The sequence below is a fragment of the Microbulbifer agarilyticus genome, from assembly GCF_020171345.1.
GTDB lineage: Bacteria > Pseudomonadota > Gammaproteobacteria > Pseudomonadales > Cellvibrionaceae > Microbulbifer > Microbulbifer agarilyticus_D.
This window is the reverse complement of record NZ_JAIUZM010000003.1, coordinates 255,765-270,938: the sequence shown is the minus strand read 5'-3', so window position 1 is coordinate 270,938 and position 15,174 is coordinate 255,765. Positions and strand designations below refer to the sequence as shown.

General features: G+C 55.5%; 12 protein-coding genes and 1 tRNA gene. 4 read left to right on the top strand and 9 right to left on the bottom strand.

Annotated elements, in window-relative coordinates; all coding sequences use genetic code 11:
• Positions 1–33 precede the first annotated feature (33 nt).
• The 5 genes from tig to LCM31_RS11550 all read right to left on the bottom strand — a co-directional run bounded on the left by tig (position 34) and on the right by LCM31_RS11550 (position 7,461).
• A complete protein-coding gene (gene tig, locus LCM31_RS11570) occupies positions 34–1,347 on the bottom strand; it encodes a trigger factor (protein WP_224870255.1) in 1,314 nt (437 codons plus the stop codon).
• 197 nt (positions 1,348–1,544) lie between these two features.
• Positions 1,545–1,629: transfer RNA gene (locus LCM31_RS11565), tRNA-Leu, on the bottom strand.
• A gap of 175 nt (positions 1,630–1,804) precedes the next feature.
• Positions 1,805–2,980 carry an acetyl-CoA C-acyltransferase FadA gene (gene fadA / locus LCM31_RS11560; RefSeq protein WP_224870253.1) on the bottom strand — a complete coding sequence of 392 codons (1,176 nt, stop codon included), beginning with the start codon at positions 2,978–2,980 and terminating at the stop codon, positions 1,805–1,807.
• Between the two features lie 11 nt (positions 2,981–2,991).
• Positions 2,992–5,148 (bottom strand): fatty acid oxidation complex subunit alpha FadB, encoded by a 2,157-nt coding sequence (fadB, locus tag LCM31_RS11555; RefSeq protein WP_224870250.1) that lies wholly within the window; start codon positions 5,146–5,148, stop codon positions 2,992–2,994.
• Positions 5,149–5,601: 453 nt separating this feature from the next.
• Complete coding sequence (locus tag LCM31_RS11550; RefSeq protein ID WP_224870247.1) at positions 5,602–7,461, bottom strand: beta-ketoacyl synthase; 1,860 nt, start codon at positions 7,459–7,461, stop codon at positions 5,602–5,604.
• Positions 7,462–7,723: 262 nt separating this feature from the next.
• Between LCM31_RS11550 and LCM31_RS11545 the strand changes: the two genes are divergently transcribed.
• Positions 7,724–8,710 (top strand): GlxA family transcriptional regulator, encoded by a 987-nt coding sequence (locus LCM31_RS11545; RefSeq protein ID WP_224870244.1) that lies wholly within the window; start codon positions 7,724–7,726, stop codon positions 8,708–8,710.
• 1 nt (position 8,711) lies between these two features.
• On the opposite strand, the gene LCM31_RS11540 is transcribed toward LCM31_RS11545, so the two are convergent.
• Together LCM31_RS11540 and LCM31_RS11535 are read right to left on the bottom strand one after the other, a co-directional pair.
• Entirely contained in the window at positions 8,712–9,395 is a 684-nt protein-coding gene (locus LCM31_RS11540) for a class I SAM-dependent methyltransferase (protein ID WP_224870242.1), read from the bottom strand.
• A 58-nt stretch (positions 9,396–9,453) separates the two neighbouring features.
• Complete coding sequence (locus LCM31_RS11535) at positions 9,454–9,966, bottom strand: Hsp20 family protein (RefSeq protein WP_224870240.1); 513 nt, start codon at positions 9,964–9,966, stop codon at positions 9,454–9,456.
• Between the two features lie 105 nt (positions 9,967–10,071).
• On the opposite strand from LCM31_RS11535, the gene thpR reads away from it, so the two are divergent.
• Positions 10,072–10,809 carry an RNA 2',3'-cyclic phosphodiesterase gene (gene thpR, locus LCM31_RS11530; RefSeq protein WP_318247447.1) on the top strand — a complete coding sequence of 246 codons (738 nt, stop codon included), beginning with the start codon at positions 10,072–10,074 and terminating at the stop codon, positions 10,807–10,809.
• A gap of 74 nt (positions 10,810–10,883) precedes the next feature.
• Here thpR and LCM31_RS11525 read toward each other — a convergent pair whose 3' ends face one another.
• Complete coding sequence (locus LCM31_RS11525; protein ID WP_224870238.1) at positions 10,884–11,948, bottom strand: hypothetical protein; 1,065 nt, start codon at positions 11,946–11,948, stop codon at positions 10,884–10,886.
• 620 nt (positions 11,949–12,568) lie between these two features.
• On the opposite strand from LCM31_RS11525, the gene LCM31_RS11520 reads away from it, so the two are divergent.
• A complete protein-coding gene (locus LCM31_RS11520; protein ID WP_222227869.1) occupies positions 12,569–12,922 on the top strand; it encodes an HPF/RaiA family ribosome-associated protein in 354 nt (117 codons plus the stop codon).
• 123 nt (positions 12,923–13,045) lie between these two features.
• Here the strand turns inward: LCM31_RS11520 and gorA are convergent, their stop codons facing one another.
• The gene (gorA, locus tag LCM31_RS11515) at positions 13,046–14,407 is read right to left on the bottom strand and encodes a glutathione-disulfide reductase (protein WP_224870236.1); all 1,362 of its coding nucleotides are present in this window, start codon (positions 14,405–14,407) and stop codon (positions 13,046–13,048) included.
• Between the two features lie 197 nt (positions 14,408–14,604).
• Here gorA and LCM31_RS11510 point away from each other — a divergent pair, with 197 nt between their 5' ends.
• Positions 14,605–15,171, top strand: a complete 567-nt coding sequence (locus LCM31_RS11510) for a hypothetical protein (protein ID WP_224870234.1) — start codon at positions 14,605–14,607, stop codon at positions 15,169–15,171.
• Positions 15,172–15,174: the final 3 nt, after the last annotated feature.

Sequence of the window (15,174 nt, the reverse complement as noted above, 5' to 3'; positions counted from 1 at the left end):
AGGTGGCCGCTTGCAACTGCATACGCGTGCGAATCAAGCTTGCTTTTGCGGCTTGATCACGTCGTCGTAGCTGCTTTCAACTTCGCTGACTTTCGCCTTATCCAGGACGAAATCAACAACTTGGTCTTCCAGCACTACAGACTCAACGCCAGCCAGCAACTCGCGGTTGTTGAAGTAGTACTCAACGACTTCTTCCGGTTGCTGATAGGTAGACGCCAGTTCTTCAACTTTTGCCTTTACGCGGTCCGCATCAACAGACAGTTTGTTTTCCTTGACGATCTCACCAACCACCAGACCGAGAACAACGCGACGCTTCGCCTGATCTTCGAACATGGTGTCCGGCAGCATTTTTGCAGCGTCTTCCGGATTGATCTGACCACCGAACTGCTGAACCATCTGGCCACGCAGAGTCTGAACTTCACCGGCAACCAGCGCCGCAGGGATTTCCACCTGATGCTTCTCGAACAATTGGTCCATGACCTGGGTCTTGACCTTGTTCAGCGCAGCATTCTTCAGCTCACGCTCCATGTTACCGCGTACTTCTTCGCGGAACTTCTCTTCGCCACCTTCGGCTACACCGTAGCCAGCAAAGAATTCATCATTCAGTTCAGGCAGCTCAGGCTTTTCAGAAGCAGTTACCTTGATGGTGAACACCGCCTCGGCACCTTTCAGGTTTTCCGCCTGGTAGTCTTCCGGGAAGGTCACTTCCACTTCTTTCTCTTCACCCGGTTTCATACCCAGAATGCCGTCTTCGAAGCCCGGAATCATACTACCGGAGCCCAGAACCAGCTGCTGACCTTCAGCCTTACCACCTTCGAACTCTTCGCCATCTTTGCGGCCAACGAAGTCGATGGTAACGCGGTCGCCCTTCTGCGCCTTGCGCTTGGTTTCTTTCCAACCGGACTGCTGCTTGCGCAGTACGTCGATCATGTTGTCGACGTCTTTATCAGTTACTTCAGCGGTCGGGCGCTCAACAGCGACTTCCGCCAGATCGGTCAGAGCAACTTCCGGGTAAACTTCGAAGGTCGCTACGTATTCCAGGTTTTCACCCGGAGTTACATTTTTAGCTTCGATGCTCGGCTGGCCGGCAGGCTTTACCTGCTCCTTCTGAACCGCGTCGTAGAAAGAACGGCTCATTACCTCGCCCAGCACTTCTTGACGAACACCGGCACCAAAACGCTGACGTACAACCTTCATCGGCACCTTGCCTTTACGGAAGCCGTTGATGCGCACGGTCTTGGCCGCTTGCTGAAGGCGCTTATCAACTTCCTTATCCACCACTTCTGCCGGCAAATTTACCGTTAAGCGACGCTCCAGTCCGGAAGTTGTTTCGATGGAAACCTGCATGTTAATCCTCGTGAGACTCTTCTCTTCACACAATGCCGGGCTACGGAAATGTCTAACCAGCACCAGCGCTTAGCGTTACGCCGAATGTTATCCGGCCGCCAAATACAAACAGCCCGTGCCACCACCTCTACCCTGCGAAACGCGACATACATCGGCGCTGCGGGCAACGAATGAACACGGACTGCGAAATATTTAATTGGTGGGGACGGGGAGACTTGAACTCCCACACCTTGCGGCACCAGAACCTAAATCTGGCGTGTCTACCAATTCCACCACGTCCCCAAACCCAAACTCGCGGATAACTCTTTGATTTACCTGCCTTTTTAAGAAAAAACAGGTTAGCCGTCCAGCGAGGGGAGCAGATTGTGCCACAGAGGACACAGGGCTTCAATAAGTGCGTTGAAAACAAATGGGGCGCCCACGGGCGCCCCATCTTTTGCACGGAAGCCGGAGCGGCTTACACGCGCTCTACGATGGTGGTGATACCCTGACCCAGACCAATACACATGGTCGAAACGCCAAGGTCACCGCCTTCATTTTGCATCACGGACAGCAAGGTACCCGTGATACGCACACCGGAACAACCGAACGGGTGGCCCAGTGCGATAGCACCGCCGTACAGGTTGACCTTCTCGTCCATTTTATCGAGCAAGTTGAGGTCCTTCAGCACCGGCAACGCCTGCGCCGCGAACGCCTCGTTCAGCTCCACCTTATCGATATCATCGATGGTCAGACCTGCGCGCTTCAGCGCGTTCTGCGTCGAAGGGACCGGGCCGTAACCCATGATGGACGGATCCACACCCGCCAGCGCCATTTCGCGCACCTTGGCGATCGGGGTCATACCCAGTGCCTGGGCACGCTCAGCGGACATCACCAGCATCACGGATGCACCGTCGGTAATCTGGGAGGAGGTGCCCGCAGTTACCTGGCCGTGCTTCGGGTCAAACGCCGGCTTCAGCTGCGCCAGACCTTCAGCGGTAGTTTCCGGACGGATGGTCTGGTCGGTTTCTACCAGAATCGGCACACCGTCGGCGTCGTGACCTTCAATTGCAATAATCTCGCGATTGAATTTACCCTCTTCGGTCGCCTTGGCCGCGTGCTGGTGAGAGCGCGCACCAAACTCGTCCATCTGCTGACGCTGGATACCGTGCATCATGGCCAAGTATTCAGCGGTCATGCCCATGGAGCCTGCCGCCTTCGCCATATGGCGACCCAGCATCGGGTTCGGGCTCACGTGCTCCATCATATTCAGGTGACCCATGTGCTCGACACCGCCGACCACATAGACATCACCCACACCCGCCTGAATATTGGCAGCAGCGGTGTGCAGAGAGGACATGGAGGAGCCGCACAGGCGGTTCACGGTTTGCGCCGGAACGGTGTGGGGCAGACCAGCAGCCAGAGCGACAAAGCGTGCTACGTTGAAGCCCTGCTCGTCACGCTGCATGACACAGCCCCAGATCAGGTCATCAATTTCTTTCGGATCCAGCTTCTCATTGCGCTGCAGAAACTTCTTCAGCAGTTCAGCAGACATGTCGTCTGCACGTACATTGCGGTAAACGCCATTTTTGGATCGCCCCATGGCGGTACGCGCATAGTCGACGATTACGGCATCTCTAGGATTCAGACTCATGGATACTCTCCTTACTTGTTGCCGTAGTAGGTTTTGCCGCTGGCAGCCATTTCACGCATGCCTTTGGTCGGCTCATACAGCGCACCCAGGTCGCTGTACTTCTCGGCGATCTTCACGAAGTTGTCCAGGCCAATGCTGTCCAGCCAAGCGAACACGCCACCGCGGAAGGGCGGGAAGCCGATGCCGTAGATGAGCGCCATATCCGCTTCCGCCGGAGAATCCACGATACCCTCTTCCAGGCAGCGCGCCAGCTCGGTCGCCATCGGCACCATCATACGCTCGATGATTTCGTCGCTTTCAAACTCGCGACGATCAGCCACGTGCGGCTTCAGCAGCTCGTAGGACTCCTCGGTAGCCACTTTCTTGGGGCGGCCTTTCTTGTCTTGCTCGTAGACATAGAAGCCTTTGCCATTCTTCTGGCCGTAGCGCCCTGCTTCGTACATTACGTCGGAAGCTGCGGTAAAGGTCTTGCCCATACGCTCAGGGAAACCCTCCGCCATCACCTGTTCGGCGTGTACACCGGTATCGATACCGACCACGTCCATCAGGTAAGCCGGACCCATCGGCCAGCCCCAGCGTTCCATGACCTTATCGACCTGCTGGAAGTCGGCGCCATCGCGCACCAGCATGGCGAAGCCGGCGAAGTACGGGAACAGCACACGGTTTACCAGGAATCCTGGGCAGTCGCGTACCACGATCGCTTTCTTACCCATTTTGTTGGCGTAGGCCACAACGCGGGCGACGGCGTTTTCAGAAGTTTTTTCACCGCGGATCACTTCCACCAGCGGCATCTTGTGCACCGGGTTGAAGAAGTGCATACCCAGGAAGTTTTCCGGGCGCGACAGCGGCGCAGCCAGGCTGTCGATGGAAATAGTCGAAGTGTTGGAAGCAATTACGGTGTCGTCAGAAACCTTGCCTTCCACCTCGGTCAGAACCGCCTGCTTAACCTTCGGGTTTTCCACAACCGCTTCAACCACCACGTCAATATCGTCGAAACCATCGTAGCTCAGGGTCGGCTCGATGCGGTTCAGCACCTCACCCATCTTGCTAGCGGTCATGCGACCGCGATCAACCATTTTCGACAGCAGCTTGTTGGCCTCATTCAGGCCCAGGTCGATGCCGTCCTGATTGATATCCTTCATCTTAATCGGCGTGCCTTTATAGGCAGACTGGTAGGCGATACCGCCACCCATGATGCCCGCACCCAGTACGGCAGCACGCTCGATTTTCTTGTCCGCCTTCTTTTCCCAGCCTTTGGCAACCTTGCCAACCAGCTGGTCTTTCAGGAACAGGCCCACCAGGGACTTCGCAGTTTCGGTCTGCGCACTGGCAATAAACTGCTCCTGCTCGATTTTCAGTGCCGCATCGCGGTCGAGCTTGTAGCCCTGCTCAATGGAGGTCACCGCGTTAACCGGAGACGGGTAGTTGCGACCCGCTTGCTGGCCAACAAACGCCTTGGTGGTGAAGAATGCCATCAGCGCTTCGGTATCGTTCAGAGGAATCGGCGACCTCTTGATTTCACGGCGTTTCTGGTAATCCAGCTCGCCTGCAGCAACACGCTCCAGCAGCTTCAGCGCTGCGCCGCGCAGCTTGTCCGCCGGAACCACCGCATCAACGGCGTGCGCAGTCAGTGCCGCATCGGGACGCTGCTCTTTACCTGCAGCAATCCACTCGGCTGCAACGTCAACGCCAACCACGCGCGGCAAACGCACAGTGCCACCCCAACCGGGAATCAGACCCAGCTTCACTTCGGGCAGACCCACTTTGGCCTTATCGCTCATCACGCGATAGTCACAACCCAGGCACACTTCGAAGCCACCGCCGAGCGCGAAGCCATTAATGGCAACCACGGTCGGGAACGGGAGGTCTTCCAGTCGGTTGATGTTGTCGTTGTTCTTGTTCATCAGCTCGGCGGTGCCTTCCGGGCCAGCGGAGAAAGCTCCACCAAACTCGGTAATGTCCGCACCGACGATAAATACATTTTTGCCACTGGTCAGCAGCAGGCCTTTGATGTCGCCCGCTTTTTCAATCGCGTCCAGAGCGTCGGAAAATTCCGATACGGTGAGACGATTGAACTTATTGACGGACTCGCCTTCCAGATCGAATTTCAGTTCCGCGATGCCGTTGTCCAACATCTGAACGGATAGCGCTTTGCCACTAAATAACATTATTGACCTCATTGATTGGTGACCCGGTGTCATTGCCGACAATGTACCGGTCCGGGGGTCGGGTTGTGCAAGACTGAGATAGGACTCGCCGCAGACAGCGTGCGATACCAGTGTTACCACTTAATGACGCATTGTCCGAAATCAGTCGACGCGCCAAGTATAGCCAGATTCAAACGTGTGTTTGAATACCATTTCTGCCATATCTACTGTCCGGTTTGGTGCAAACATTGTGGTGAGGCAGGGATTCCGATCAAAATCTGACCCATTCGTTCATAAAGTCAGGAATTTGTTTCAAGAACAGGCAACACGCAGACAACCGGCATCTGCGCCCCGAAGCATAGCGGGAAACACGCGCGGAGACAGGACCACCGCGCAGCAAGGAAAGGATACCGGCGACATCTGGAGCCGCCGGCTACCGGCCTATCGCGCAGGCGAATGCGCAATAGGCACAAGTCACACCATATCCGCGAAGGGATTTTCTGACTCCAGGGAAATAGCGCCAGCGCCATCTGGCAACGTGAGACTATAGGCATCCAGCTCGATGGCCGACTCATCAATCAGGCCCTCACCGAACCGGTAGATCGCGTTCAGATCGCCACGGCTAGCCCTGGCATCATAGGCCGCAGCCTGCTCGGTCACAGCCTCATTGCGCTTCTGGTATGCGGTGAACGCGGCCCGGCCGTGGCGTTTGGCCAGCATGCTCTCGGTAACATGGGGCGCCAGCACACTGGCCGTTGCATTGTTACCACCAAATCCTTTTGAGTTGAGGAAGGCCACATCCAGGGATTGGGGGTCACGCTCTACATGCTCCAGCGACAATGAGAGGTTTTCATGGTGTACATCGTCGGCCACACGGTCAATGGTGGTAATACCCGGCAGAATACCGTGGCGGAACATACCCAGACTGGTGATCAACTGATCGCCACTGGCCGCCGCTACGGTGTGCCCTACAAAGGCTTTCACCGCGCACACGGGCCAAGCCTCGATACCAAAGGCGCCGGCAAGACGGTCAAAGATGGCCGACTCCGTGACTCGGTTCTGTGGGGTACTGGAACCGTGGGCCTGAACAAAGCTGCGGTTACGCAGGCTGTCTTCACCTAGGATGGCCCGCGCTTCCGCCATTGCCCGGGCAACGGTGAGGTAGTTACCGGGGCCGGGTGCGGAAATGGACTTCTTGGCCCCATCCGCATTCACGAACACGTTGGCCACTGCACCATGAATCGGCGCGCCCAGCTCGAGCGCGAGCTCATCGTCCATCAGCACTGCCCACTGGCTTCCCTCCCCCAGGGTAAAGCCGCAATTATTGCCAAATGGGCGACTGGCACGCCGGAAGTCGATTTCACCATCAAAAATTTTGCGCAACCCATCCAGGTTCGCGAGTGCGCCCATGGTGGTGTAACCATCCACCACTTCCGGCACCAGCGGCGCCTCTGCGGCACCCACTACGGCGACCCGTGCACGGCCACAGCGAATATCCTCTACCGCAGCGCGCAGGTTATAGAGATACGTTGCACAGGCGCCGGCAACCGCACCGGTAGTACCCACGCTACCCAGGACATAGGCGTTTACAAAGTCCGCGGGCATGCTGGTGAGACCCAGTGCCAACTGCTTCGAGCTCACACGCCCGCCGCGCAGGCGCGACTGCAGCAGGCCGCCATTACCATTGGCGTCCAACTGACTCATTGCGGAACTGGCATACACGGAAATTTTATCGGGACCCGCCTTCGCAGCGACAGCGTCCCAATCAATACCCAGAGACTGCACTGCATCAGATGCGCCGAGAATCGCCAACTGCAAACCCCGCGGGTGGAACCGGGAATTGTACTTCTGGCCCGGCTCAAAGCCCGTCGGCAACTGGCCCGCAGAAGCAACAGAGATTTCACGATGGCTATCGAGCATGACCGACAAGGCGCCAGCATGCACCCGCACGCGACCGCTATCCAGCGGCTCCACCTGCCAATCGTCGGGAATCGGATTCGGGAGCTGTCGCGCGGACATTTCGAAGGTGAAACCACCCGCATTTGAAAGTGCAGCCGGCTGGTGAAAGTGGCACTGGCGATAGTCGTAGAAACGCGACTCGAGCTCCCGCACCAGGGTGCCCTGCAGCACCTGCTGCTCCAGCGCGGCACCCAATGGCCCCTGAGCATCGTCACCGGTGCGCAAGCCCATCAGGGCTGCGAGATCAGACAGGACATCGGTTCGCTCCTCGGTGGCGAGGCTATCCAGCACCATGCGCTTGTAGCCCCGGTGAAACGAACTGCGACCCGCAGGATTGAATCCCCCAAACGCAGTGATAACAGGTAGGCGCTGCATCCTGACCTCCAGCCTAGTATGGAAATGCGAAACGAAATAACCCGGCAAATTCGGATGGGCGCCAGTTTAGGGGCTGGTGATTCGGCCTCGTTATGGGCATACTGGCCAGCAATTTTGACCATCTGGCCACGTGTGATGACGGCATTTTCTGCCGACTGAGGGCCAGCAAACCGGTATCTATACGGCAAACTTGGCCGACTGCCGCCATCTGTCGCGAACGGGTCAGAAACTGCACGCATAAGGTCATACTTGAGAGTTACCCATGCCCACCGTCACGTTTATTTTGATTGATCAAATGCTTTCCACCGGCACTATTTTGCCCCTGGAGATGCTGAGAGGTGCCGAGAGCCGTGCCAGAGCAGAAAAAGAGTCGGTATCGCTGAAGTTGATCACCACCAGCGTCGATGGCGCTCCGGTGAAGTCCCGTTCCGGGTTCAATCTGGCTCCGGATATGGCACTTGATCAAGTACCCGACAGCGACATCATCTACCTGCCTGCCCTCTGGCGTAACCCCCGCCCGGCACTGAAACGCAACGCCGCGCTACTGGCGTGGCTGCGCGACCAGGCCGCAAAAGGTGCGGTCATCAGCGCGGTGGGCACCGGCGTGTGCTTTCTCGCCGAGGCCGGGTTACTGGATGACAAGCCCGCCACGACCCACTGGCACTACTTTGAGCGCTTTGCTTCGGACTACCCACGAGTGAAGCTAAAACGGCAGTATTTTATTACTCAGGCGGACCGACTGTTCTGCGCCGCCAGTGTAAATGCTCTCGCCGACGTCACCGTGCACCTGATTCGCCAGCTGTTCGGCCCGTCTATTGCGAGCCATGTTGAGCGCAATTTTTCACACGAGATTCGCAGGCCATTTGAAGAAATTGCCTACTCAGAGGGCGCGGTTCACCTGCACCCGGACGAAGAGATTGTGCAGGCGCAAACCTGGCTAAAACAGCACTGCAGTGACGATGTAAAACTCAGCGAAGTGGCCAAACATTTCGACATGAGCGTGCGCTCATTCAACCGCCGTTTCAAACTGGCCACCGGACAAACGCCACTGCAATACCTGCAAAATGTTCGCATTGATATGGCACGCGAGCTGCTGCAATCGAGCAACCTATCGGTGAACGAAATTGCCGAAAAGGTGGGCTATCAGGATATGGGACATTTTACTGCCCTATTTAAGAAGTTTCTCTCAACGACACCCAGCGAGTATCGCACCACCGTGCGTGCGAAACTATTCCGGGTAAATACCTGAATCAGTCGCGCCGATGTAAAAAAATAACATCGGCGCCGACAATCTCTAGCTCGGCATCGAGTTTACGTGCCAGCCACGAAAAAGTGGGCACGCTGAAAAAGGCAATATGCGTGGGATCGCGAATATAGTGCCAGCTGGCAAATCGCTCCTGTGAAGCAACAAGTTTGGTCATTAGCGCCAGCACACCGCCACGATTCAGTCGCAGCCACAAGGATGTAATCACCTCCCCCGGCTGACTCAAATGTTCCACCACTTCGGTGCTGACAACAAAATCATAAGACTGCTCCAGCACAGCATCTTCTGGACGGTAGTAAAGGTCGTAAGTCGCAGTCGGATGCCCGTTGCTGCTCAACATGTTCGCCAGTAATGGCGCGGGACCACACCCGAAATCCAAACCATGCGCTCCCACCGACAACCTGGCCAACAACGGGTCCGCGCATCGGCGCAAAAATTTTTCATAACCGGGATCCTGCAAATGATTTTCGTGCAGGTCGTAGTAGGCTTTTTCTTCCGCAGGAGATAAGTGGAAACGACGAGGGACGTACACCAGTGCGCACTCGCCACATTGGTAGTAGGCACGCTGTTTATCCTGGTGATACAGAAATGGCTGTGCCGCCCGATGGCGGCACAGGGGGCAAGATTCAACAGACTCTTGCTGGGGTTGATTAATTTCAGGCTCGGTCACTTTATAAAAGCCGGTTTACGGAGTTCTCTTGATCAGGCCGAGCGGGAACGGAGCCGCGTCAGGCTGCCTGCTCGCTCTTGCCGTCGACGTCAATCGCCGCACTTTCTACCCCGACCTTTTGTTTCGCGGTTTTAGACTGCAGCAAATTGCCAGTAGAAATTTCTACCTTGCGCGGCTTCATGGCTTCTGGGATTTCGCGAACCAACTCGACATGAAGCAAACCATTGGCCAGCTGCGCATCAACGACACGCACATGATCCGCCAGCTGGAAGCGCCGCTCAAAATTGCGTGCCGCAATACCGCGGTGTAGGAAGTTGCGCTGGCTATCATCTGCCGGCTTTTTACCGCTAACGGTCAGGCGATTTTGCTCCACCTGTATATCGAGTTCAGACTGATCGAAACCGGCAACGGCCATGGAAATTCGGTAAGCATCCTCTCCGGTCAACTCAATATTGTATGGGGGGTATGCAGGCTGGTTCTGCTCGGTTGCCGTCATGGAGTCCAGCAGGCTGGCCATACGATCAAAACCGATAGCGGAACGATAAAGAGGGGAAAGGTCTAAATTACGCATTGTCATATCCTCAATTCAGAGCAATATAGATAGAATGTGCTCGTACCAGTGCTCTACGCACGAGAGCTGTACCAAGCGTTGGTTTGCCGCTACTGCAGCCAATCAATGAAGCAAAGCTTCATATCCAGACCGTGGCGGCTTGGGGAGACACCTCTGTCGAGCCTGCCTCCTGAGAATAGATATTGGGCCGAACCAAAGAGCTTCAAGGATAAAAATAAAAAATTTATGAAAAATAGCGCACCTCAAGACAACATGCAGGGCGGAAGGCAGAGCGAAGAACCTGTACGCCTGTTTGTTGGCATAGCACCCGATAAAAATACCCAACGCTTTTTAGATGGTATTTGCGCGGCCAGGGAACAACAGGGAATGCCGCGAAAGTTTCGCTGGACCAGCCACACCAATCGCCACCTGACTCTGGCATTTCTTGGGGACACGGATCCGGCGCACCTGGACACCATAGAGATTCGTTTAAAAGACATCGCCCAACACACAGCGCCACTCGATGGCCGGATTGTCAGTACGCACCCCTTCCCCAAGGCCCGCGCGCGATTATTTGCCGCCGAGTTATTACCCTCCCAACGCCTGCTCGAGCTGCATCAGGCATGCCAGGCACTGATGCGCGCAATCGGTAAAACCCCGGAGAAGAAGAGCTTCCGCCCTCACTTCACTTTGGCCCGCAGCCCAGGCGGCTTCGCCAGCCTTCTCCCGGTACCCACGGACTTTATTTGCCACCTGAACAACATCACGCTGTATCACAGCTTGCTCGCACCCGGCGGCAGTCAGTACCAGCCGCTGCTGACACTGCCGCTCACCGGTGCGTGTGTGCCCGGAGACGCGAGCTGATTTCCCGGACACAAAAAAGCCCGCCTTGAGCGACACAAGGCGGGCTTTTACGAGCGAAATCCCCCGGAGACTAGCTAGTCAAGTTCGGACAGCAGGTATTCGGGATACATCACCAATCGCGGGCGCGACAAGCGACGTGCATCGAAAATAAACACGTAACGCTCGCCGTTATCGTCCGCTGGAATGGTACGACGGAATCGCCAGGAGTTAACCTTGTACGTCTGACGACCTGCCGCTACCGGCAAAACCACCCGGTACTGATCCTGCCCCAAGAACTCAAACTCCACAGAGTCCTCGCCCGTTGGCTTAAGGGTCAAATTGCGGAACGTATGCTTCCCAGTTTCACCCTCTGCAAGCTGGTTAAGCAGCTTTTCAAGGCGAGCCCGCTCACCGCGGGCATAATCCACCATCTCGGGGTCAATTTCTCGGGTACCGGCTACCGCCTCAGTTTCGTCAGAGGAGGTACTTTCGCCTGAGAGAACCAAATCGGCCGCCGCATTCGTCGCATCGCCGGCAGCTGCCAGCGTCGGCTCGGGAACCTCCGGTGGGGAGATCACCACCGCCGGAGCCATCTCCGGCTTGGGCGCCGGCTTTTTCTCTGCAACCTCGGTTTTCGCTGTCTTTGCCTCAATCAGCATCTCTTTGACCAGAGAGTCCACCAGAGACTGCTGCGCTGCTAGGCGTGACTTGCCATTGGCAACCGATTCACGAGCACCGGCCAAACGGCCTTCCAGTTCGGCGTAATTGGACTGAATAAACTCAACACGACGATTGCGACTATCGACGCCCCGCTCCGCCATATTGCGCGCATGCTTGGCTTTTTTCAGCGCACGCGCGGTATCCGTACTCGCGGCGCCCTTATGCTCGCGCTCAGCGGCCGTTACCGCCACCAGCGACTGCTGGTAATTTTTCCGCGCCTCGCCAAGTGACTTCTGAGCACGTTCTAATTTGTACTCATAGGAAACAATTTCGTTCTCAATATCTTCCAGCTCAACCAGTCGGTTTTCCTGCACCTGCTCCATTCGAGCAAGCCTGTTCTGCTCCACAGTCAGCGATGACGCTGCCTGCAGCTCAACACTCCAGCCGACTACCCCCAACAAGCCCGCAAAAAGCAGCGAGCGGCCACGGTTTACCACCATTGTCAGAATCCAATTGTTTGATTTTGTACTTCTTGAGCACACCTGAACAATACCCCTTCGCCCAGATGCCTCGGATGCGCCAAAAGCCTCGGAGACTCGCCAGAGTCTGGATGGAGGCCAGGGCAGACTGAGATTCGGTATTCTACACCAGTAGGGAGCTCAACACTGAGACGCCCCCGCACCCATGAGAACACCCATGCGCACCAATCCACATGCACAAACACCAATTTACCCCAGCCGTTTTTTTGCAGCAATGACCATGCCAACAAGATTACTGGGCTTTGAGTGACGTGTGCTGCAATTCACGGTTTTCCTGACCTGCCGGCCTTTTGCCAAAAAGTTCCAAAACTACTAACAATTTTTTATGACATTTTCTTGATTGGGGTGCTTGATTTTTTTTCTCAGAATCGCATTATGACTACAGGGAGTTGATCCCGACCGGATTGAAAACCGGCCCGAGCGCAAAACCTTATTTTGGCTGCGGTGGCAGCCGTTAACTCGCGACCTCTGGTGATTCGATTTTCAAGCCTGTCACTCTCTCCCTACAGGGCGCCCTACCTTCTTTCAGCAAACCGCTCACGCGGCCTGCATGGACCCTTTATAACCGGAGGTATGTGCCCATGAAATCAGCGCCTTACGATAACATTGTATTCCGCGACATCGATAAATCTGCGTCTCTTGCGGATACCGTATCCAAAAAGCTAAACAAGCTGGAACGTTATTGTGGCGACATCATACGAAGCCGTGTGGTCCTCGAAGCCCCCCATCAACACAAGCACAAAGGCAAGCAATACAAAGCTTCCGTTGAGCTAGCCGTGAGCGGAAATCCGGTCACGATTTCCAATGAAAGCGACTCTATTCATCGCGCCGTTAACGGAGCGTTCGATTCCGCCGAGCGCTGCCTGAAAGAGCGTGGCGGCCGTCGCAAATCCCGCCGCTACCAGACCGCGGTCATGGACAGCGAAAGCGAGTAAACAACTTTTTTGATTTTCACGAGCAATCTGGATAAATCACAGAGGCACATTTAAAAAAAGAGCGGGGAAGCCAAGCTTCCCCGCTCTTTTTTTTGCGTCCGAATCAGCGAACAAAAGACCCGGCTATTCTGCAACGGGTGTGCGCATGGTCACGAACTCTTCCGCCGCAGTCGGGTGGATACCGATGGTCTGATCAAATACAGACTTGGTCGCACCGGCCTTCATTGCAACCGCAATACCCTGAATAATTTCACCGGCATCTGGACCCACCATATGGGCGCCAATCACGCGGTCACTACTGGTATCGACAACCAGCTTCATTAAGGTGCGCTCGTCTCGACCGCTCACCGAGTGCCGCATAGCACGGAAGTCCGAGCGGTATATCGCAACCGAGATTCCTGCCTGGCGCGCTTCTTCTTCACTTAGGCCCACGGTGCCGATATTTGGCTGGCAAAACACTGCCGTGGGGATGTTGTTGTAATCAATCTCCGCCGTCCTTCCTGTTTGCCAATGCTTCACCAACGCCATGGCTTCAGCCAGCGCTACCGGGGTTAGTTCGGGGCCGCCGGTGACATCGCCCAATGCATAGATCGAGGTCACGCTGCTGCGGAAATTATCATCGATCCCGATAGTGCCATCTCTTTGCAGCACCACACCCAACTCTTCCAGCCCAAGACCCCGGGTATTCGGCTTGCGCCCGGTGGCGTACAGCACCGCATCCACCTCAAGCACGTTTCCGTCACTATCCTCGACACGCAAACTGCCATCGGGCACCTTTTCTATTGAGGCCACCTGATGGTGGAAGTGCAGCTGCACCGATTTCTTCTCGATTTCATCACGGACGAAATGGCGTATGTCATTGTCAAACCCACGCAAAAACAGATCGCGACGATAGGACAAATGGGTTTCGGCTCCGAGCCCGGCGAAAATCCCGGCAAATTCGACCGCGATATAACCACCACCGACCACCAGTACCCGCTTCGGAAACACCTCTAGCGAAAACACTTCGTTGGAAGTGATTACATGTTCACTGCCAGGGAATTCCGGTACGTAGGGCCAGCCACCAGTAGCTACCAATATCCGTTCGGCGGAGTATTGCGTATCACCGACCGTTACCTGCTGACGACCAGTGAGCTTGCCGCGACCATCAATAACGGTGACGCCGGCATTAGCGAGCAATTTGCGGTAGATAACATTAAGACGGGTAATTTCCTTGGCATTGTTATCGCGGAGCGTAGGCCAGGCGAACTGCGCGTCACCCTGCCCTTGCCAACCAAAGGCCGTCGCGTCCTCAAACGCCTCGCTGTAGCTGCTCGCGTATACAAAGAGCTTCTTGGGTACACAACCCACATTGACGCAGGTACCGCCCATATAGCGGTCTTCCACCACCGCCACGCGCATTCCGGTTGCCGCGGCCATTCTTGCCGCGCGCACGCCGCCGGAACCCGCTCCAATCACGAAAAGATCGAAATCAAACTCAGACAAAATCTGCTCCTTTTGCCGAAAAAACAGCCTCTACCACAACAAATTTTCCGTTGAAAATGCCGACTGGTTCCGCAATCTGCGCATAACTGACAATCGGAACTTAAAAGCCGTTGACATAGCACTGTCGTTTAGATACTTATGTGATGTTTATCACAATAACAAGCCTGATAGCGAAAACAACAGCAAGGCACTTAAAAATGAAAACGTCAGATTTCGCAACAACACACCCGAGTGAAACCTCCCAAAAAGCCACTTCCACTGTGTCCAAACTGCGCAAGTACGTCGCTTTGTGCGGCGCGATGGCAGTGAGTATATTGCTGGCCTCCGGTAACGCAACCGCCAAGACCCACCCATCTTATTTGACGCAAAGTTATTGCGACGGATTGGTGGATCAATTCGTTGACTACGGGATGCGCAGCCTCGGCAAGTACGTAAATGAAAACTTCAGCCTCGAATACAAAGGCGGTATTCGCAACACCATCAACTTTCTTAAGCAGCGCTCAGAGTGGCTATCCGAATGCGATGCCTACCTGAACGATACCGCGAACACCTTTGTGTTCCATAACGAGAAAAATACTAAAGAGATCTTTGCCGCGATTGATGCACTGGCGAAGGAGCTGCAACTGGTGCGGGAAGGCGTGGAATTCCCGGATGAAACCGGTGTAAACAACCCGCTGCCATTTATCAAAGGTCGCTACGAGACCCTCGCAACCCTGATGGATCAGCACCACACCAGAATACTGATGAAAAAACAGTTTCAGTAAGCT

What these genes read in the sequence shown, in the direction of transcription:
- tig (WP_224870255.1), bottom strand. Translation starts at nt 1,347, where the DNA reads ATGCAGGTTTCCATCGAAACAACTTCCGGACTGGAGCGTCGCTTAACG.
- fadA (WP_224870253.1), bottom strand. Translation starts at nt 2,980, where the DNA reads ATGAGTCTGAATCCTAGAGATGCCGTAATCGTCGACTATGCGCGTACC.
- fadB (WP_224870250.1), bottom strand. Translation starts at nt 5,148, where the DNA reads ATGTTATTTAGTGGCAAAGCGCTATCCGTTCAGATGTTGGACAACGGC.
- LCM31_RS11550 (WP_224870247.1), bottom strand. Translation starts at nt 7,461, where the DNA reads ATGCAGCGCCTACCTGTTATCACTGCGTTTGGGGGATTCAATCCTGCG.
- LCM31_RS11545 (WP_224870244.1), top strand. Translation starts at nt 7,724, where the DNA reads ATGCCCACCGTCACGTTTATTTTGATTGATCAAATGCTTTCCACCGGC.
- LCM31_RS11535 (WP_224870240.1), bottom strand. Translation starts at nt 9,966, where the DNA reads ATGCGTAATTTAGACCTTTCCCCTCTTTATCGTTCCGCTATCGGTTTT.
- thpR (WP_318247447.1), top strand. Translation starts at nt 10,072, where the DNA reads ATGAAGCAAAGCTTCATATCCAGACCGTGGCGGCTTGGGGAGACACCT.
- LCM31_RS11525 (WP_224870238.1), bottom strand. Translation starts at nt 11,948, where the DNA reads ATGGTGGTAAACCGTGGCCGCTCGCTGCTTTTTGCGGGCTTGTTGGGG.
- LCM31_RS11520 (WP_222227869.1), top strand. Translation starts at nt 12,569, where the DNA reads ATGAAATCAGCGCCTTACGATAACATTGTATTCCGCGACATCGATAAA.
- LCM31_RS11510 (WP_224870234.1), top strand. Translation starts at nt 14,605, where the DNA reads ATGAAAACGTCAGATTTCGCAACAACACACCCGAGTGAAACCTCCCAA.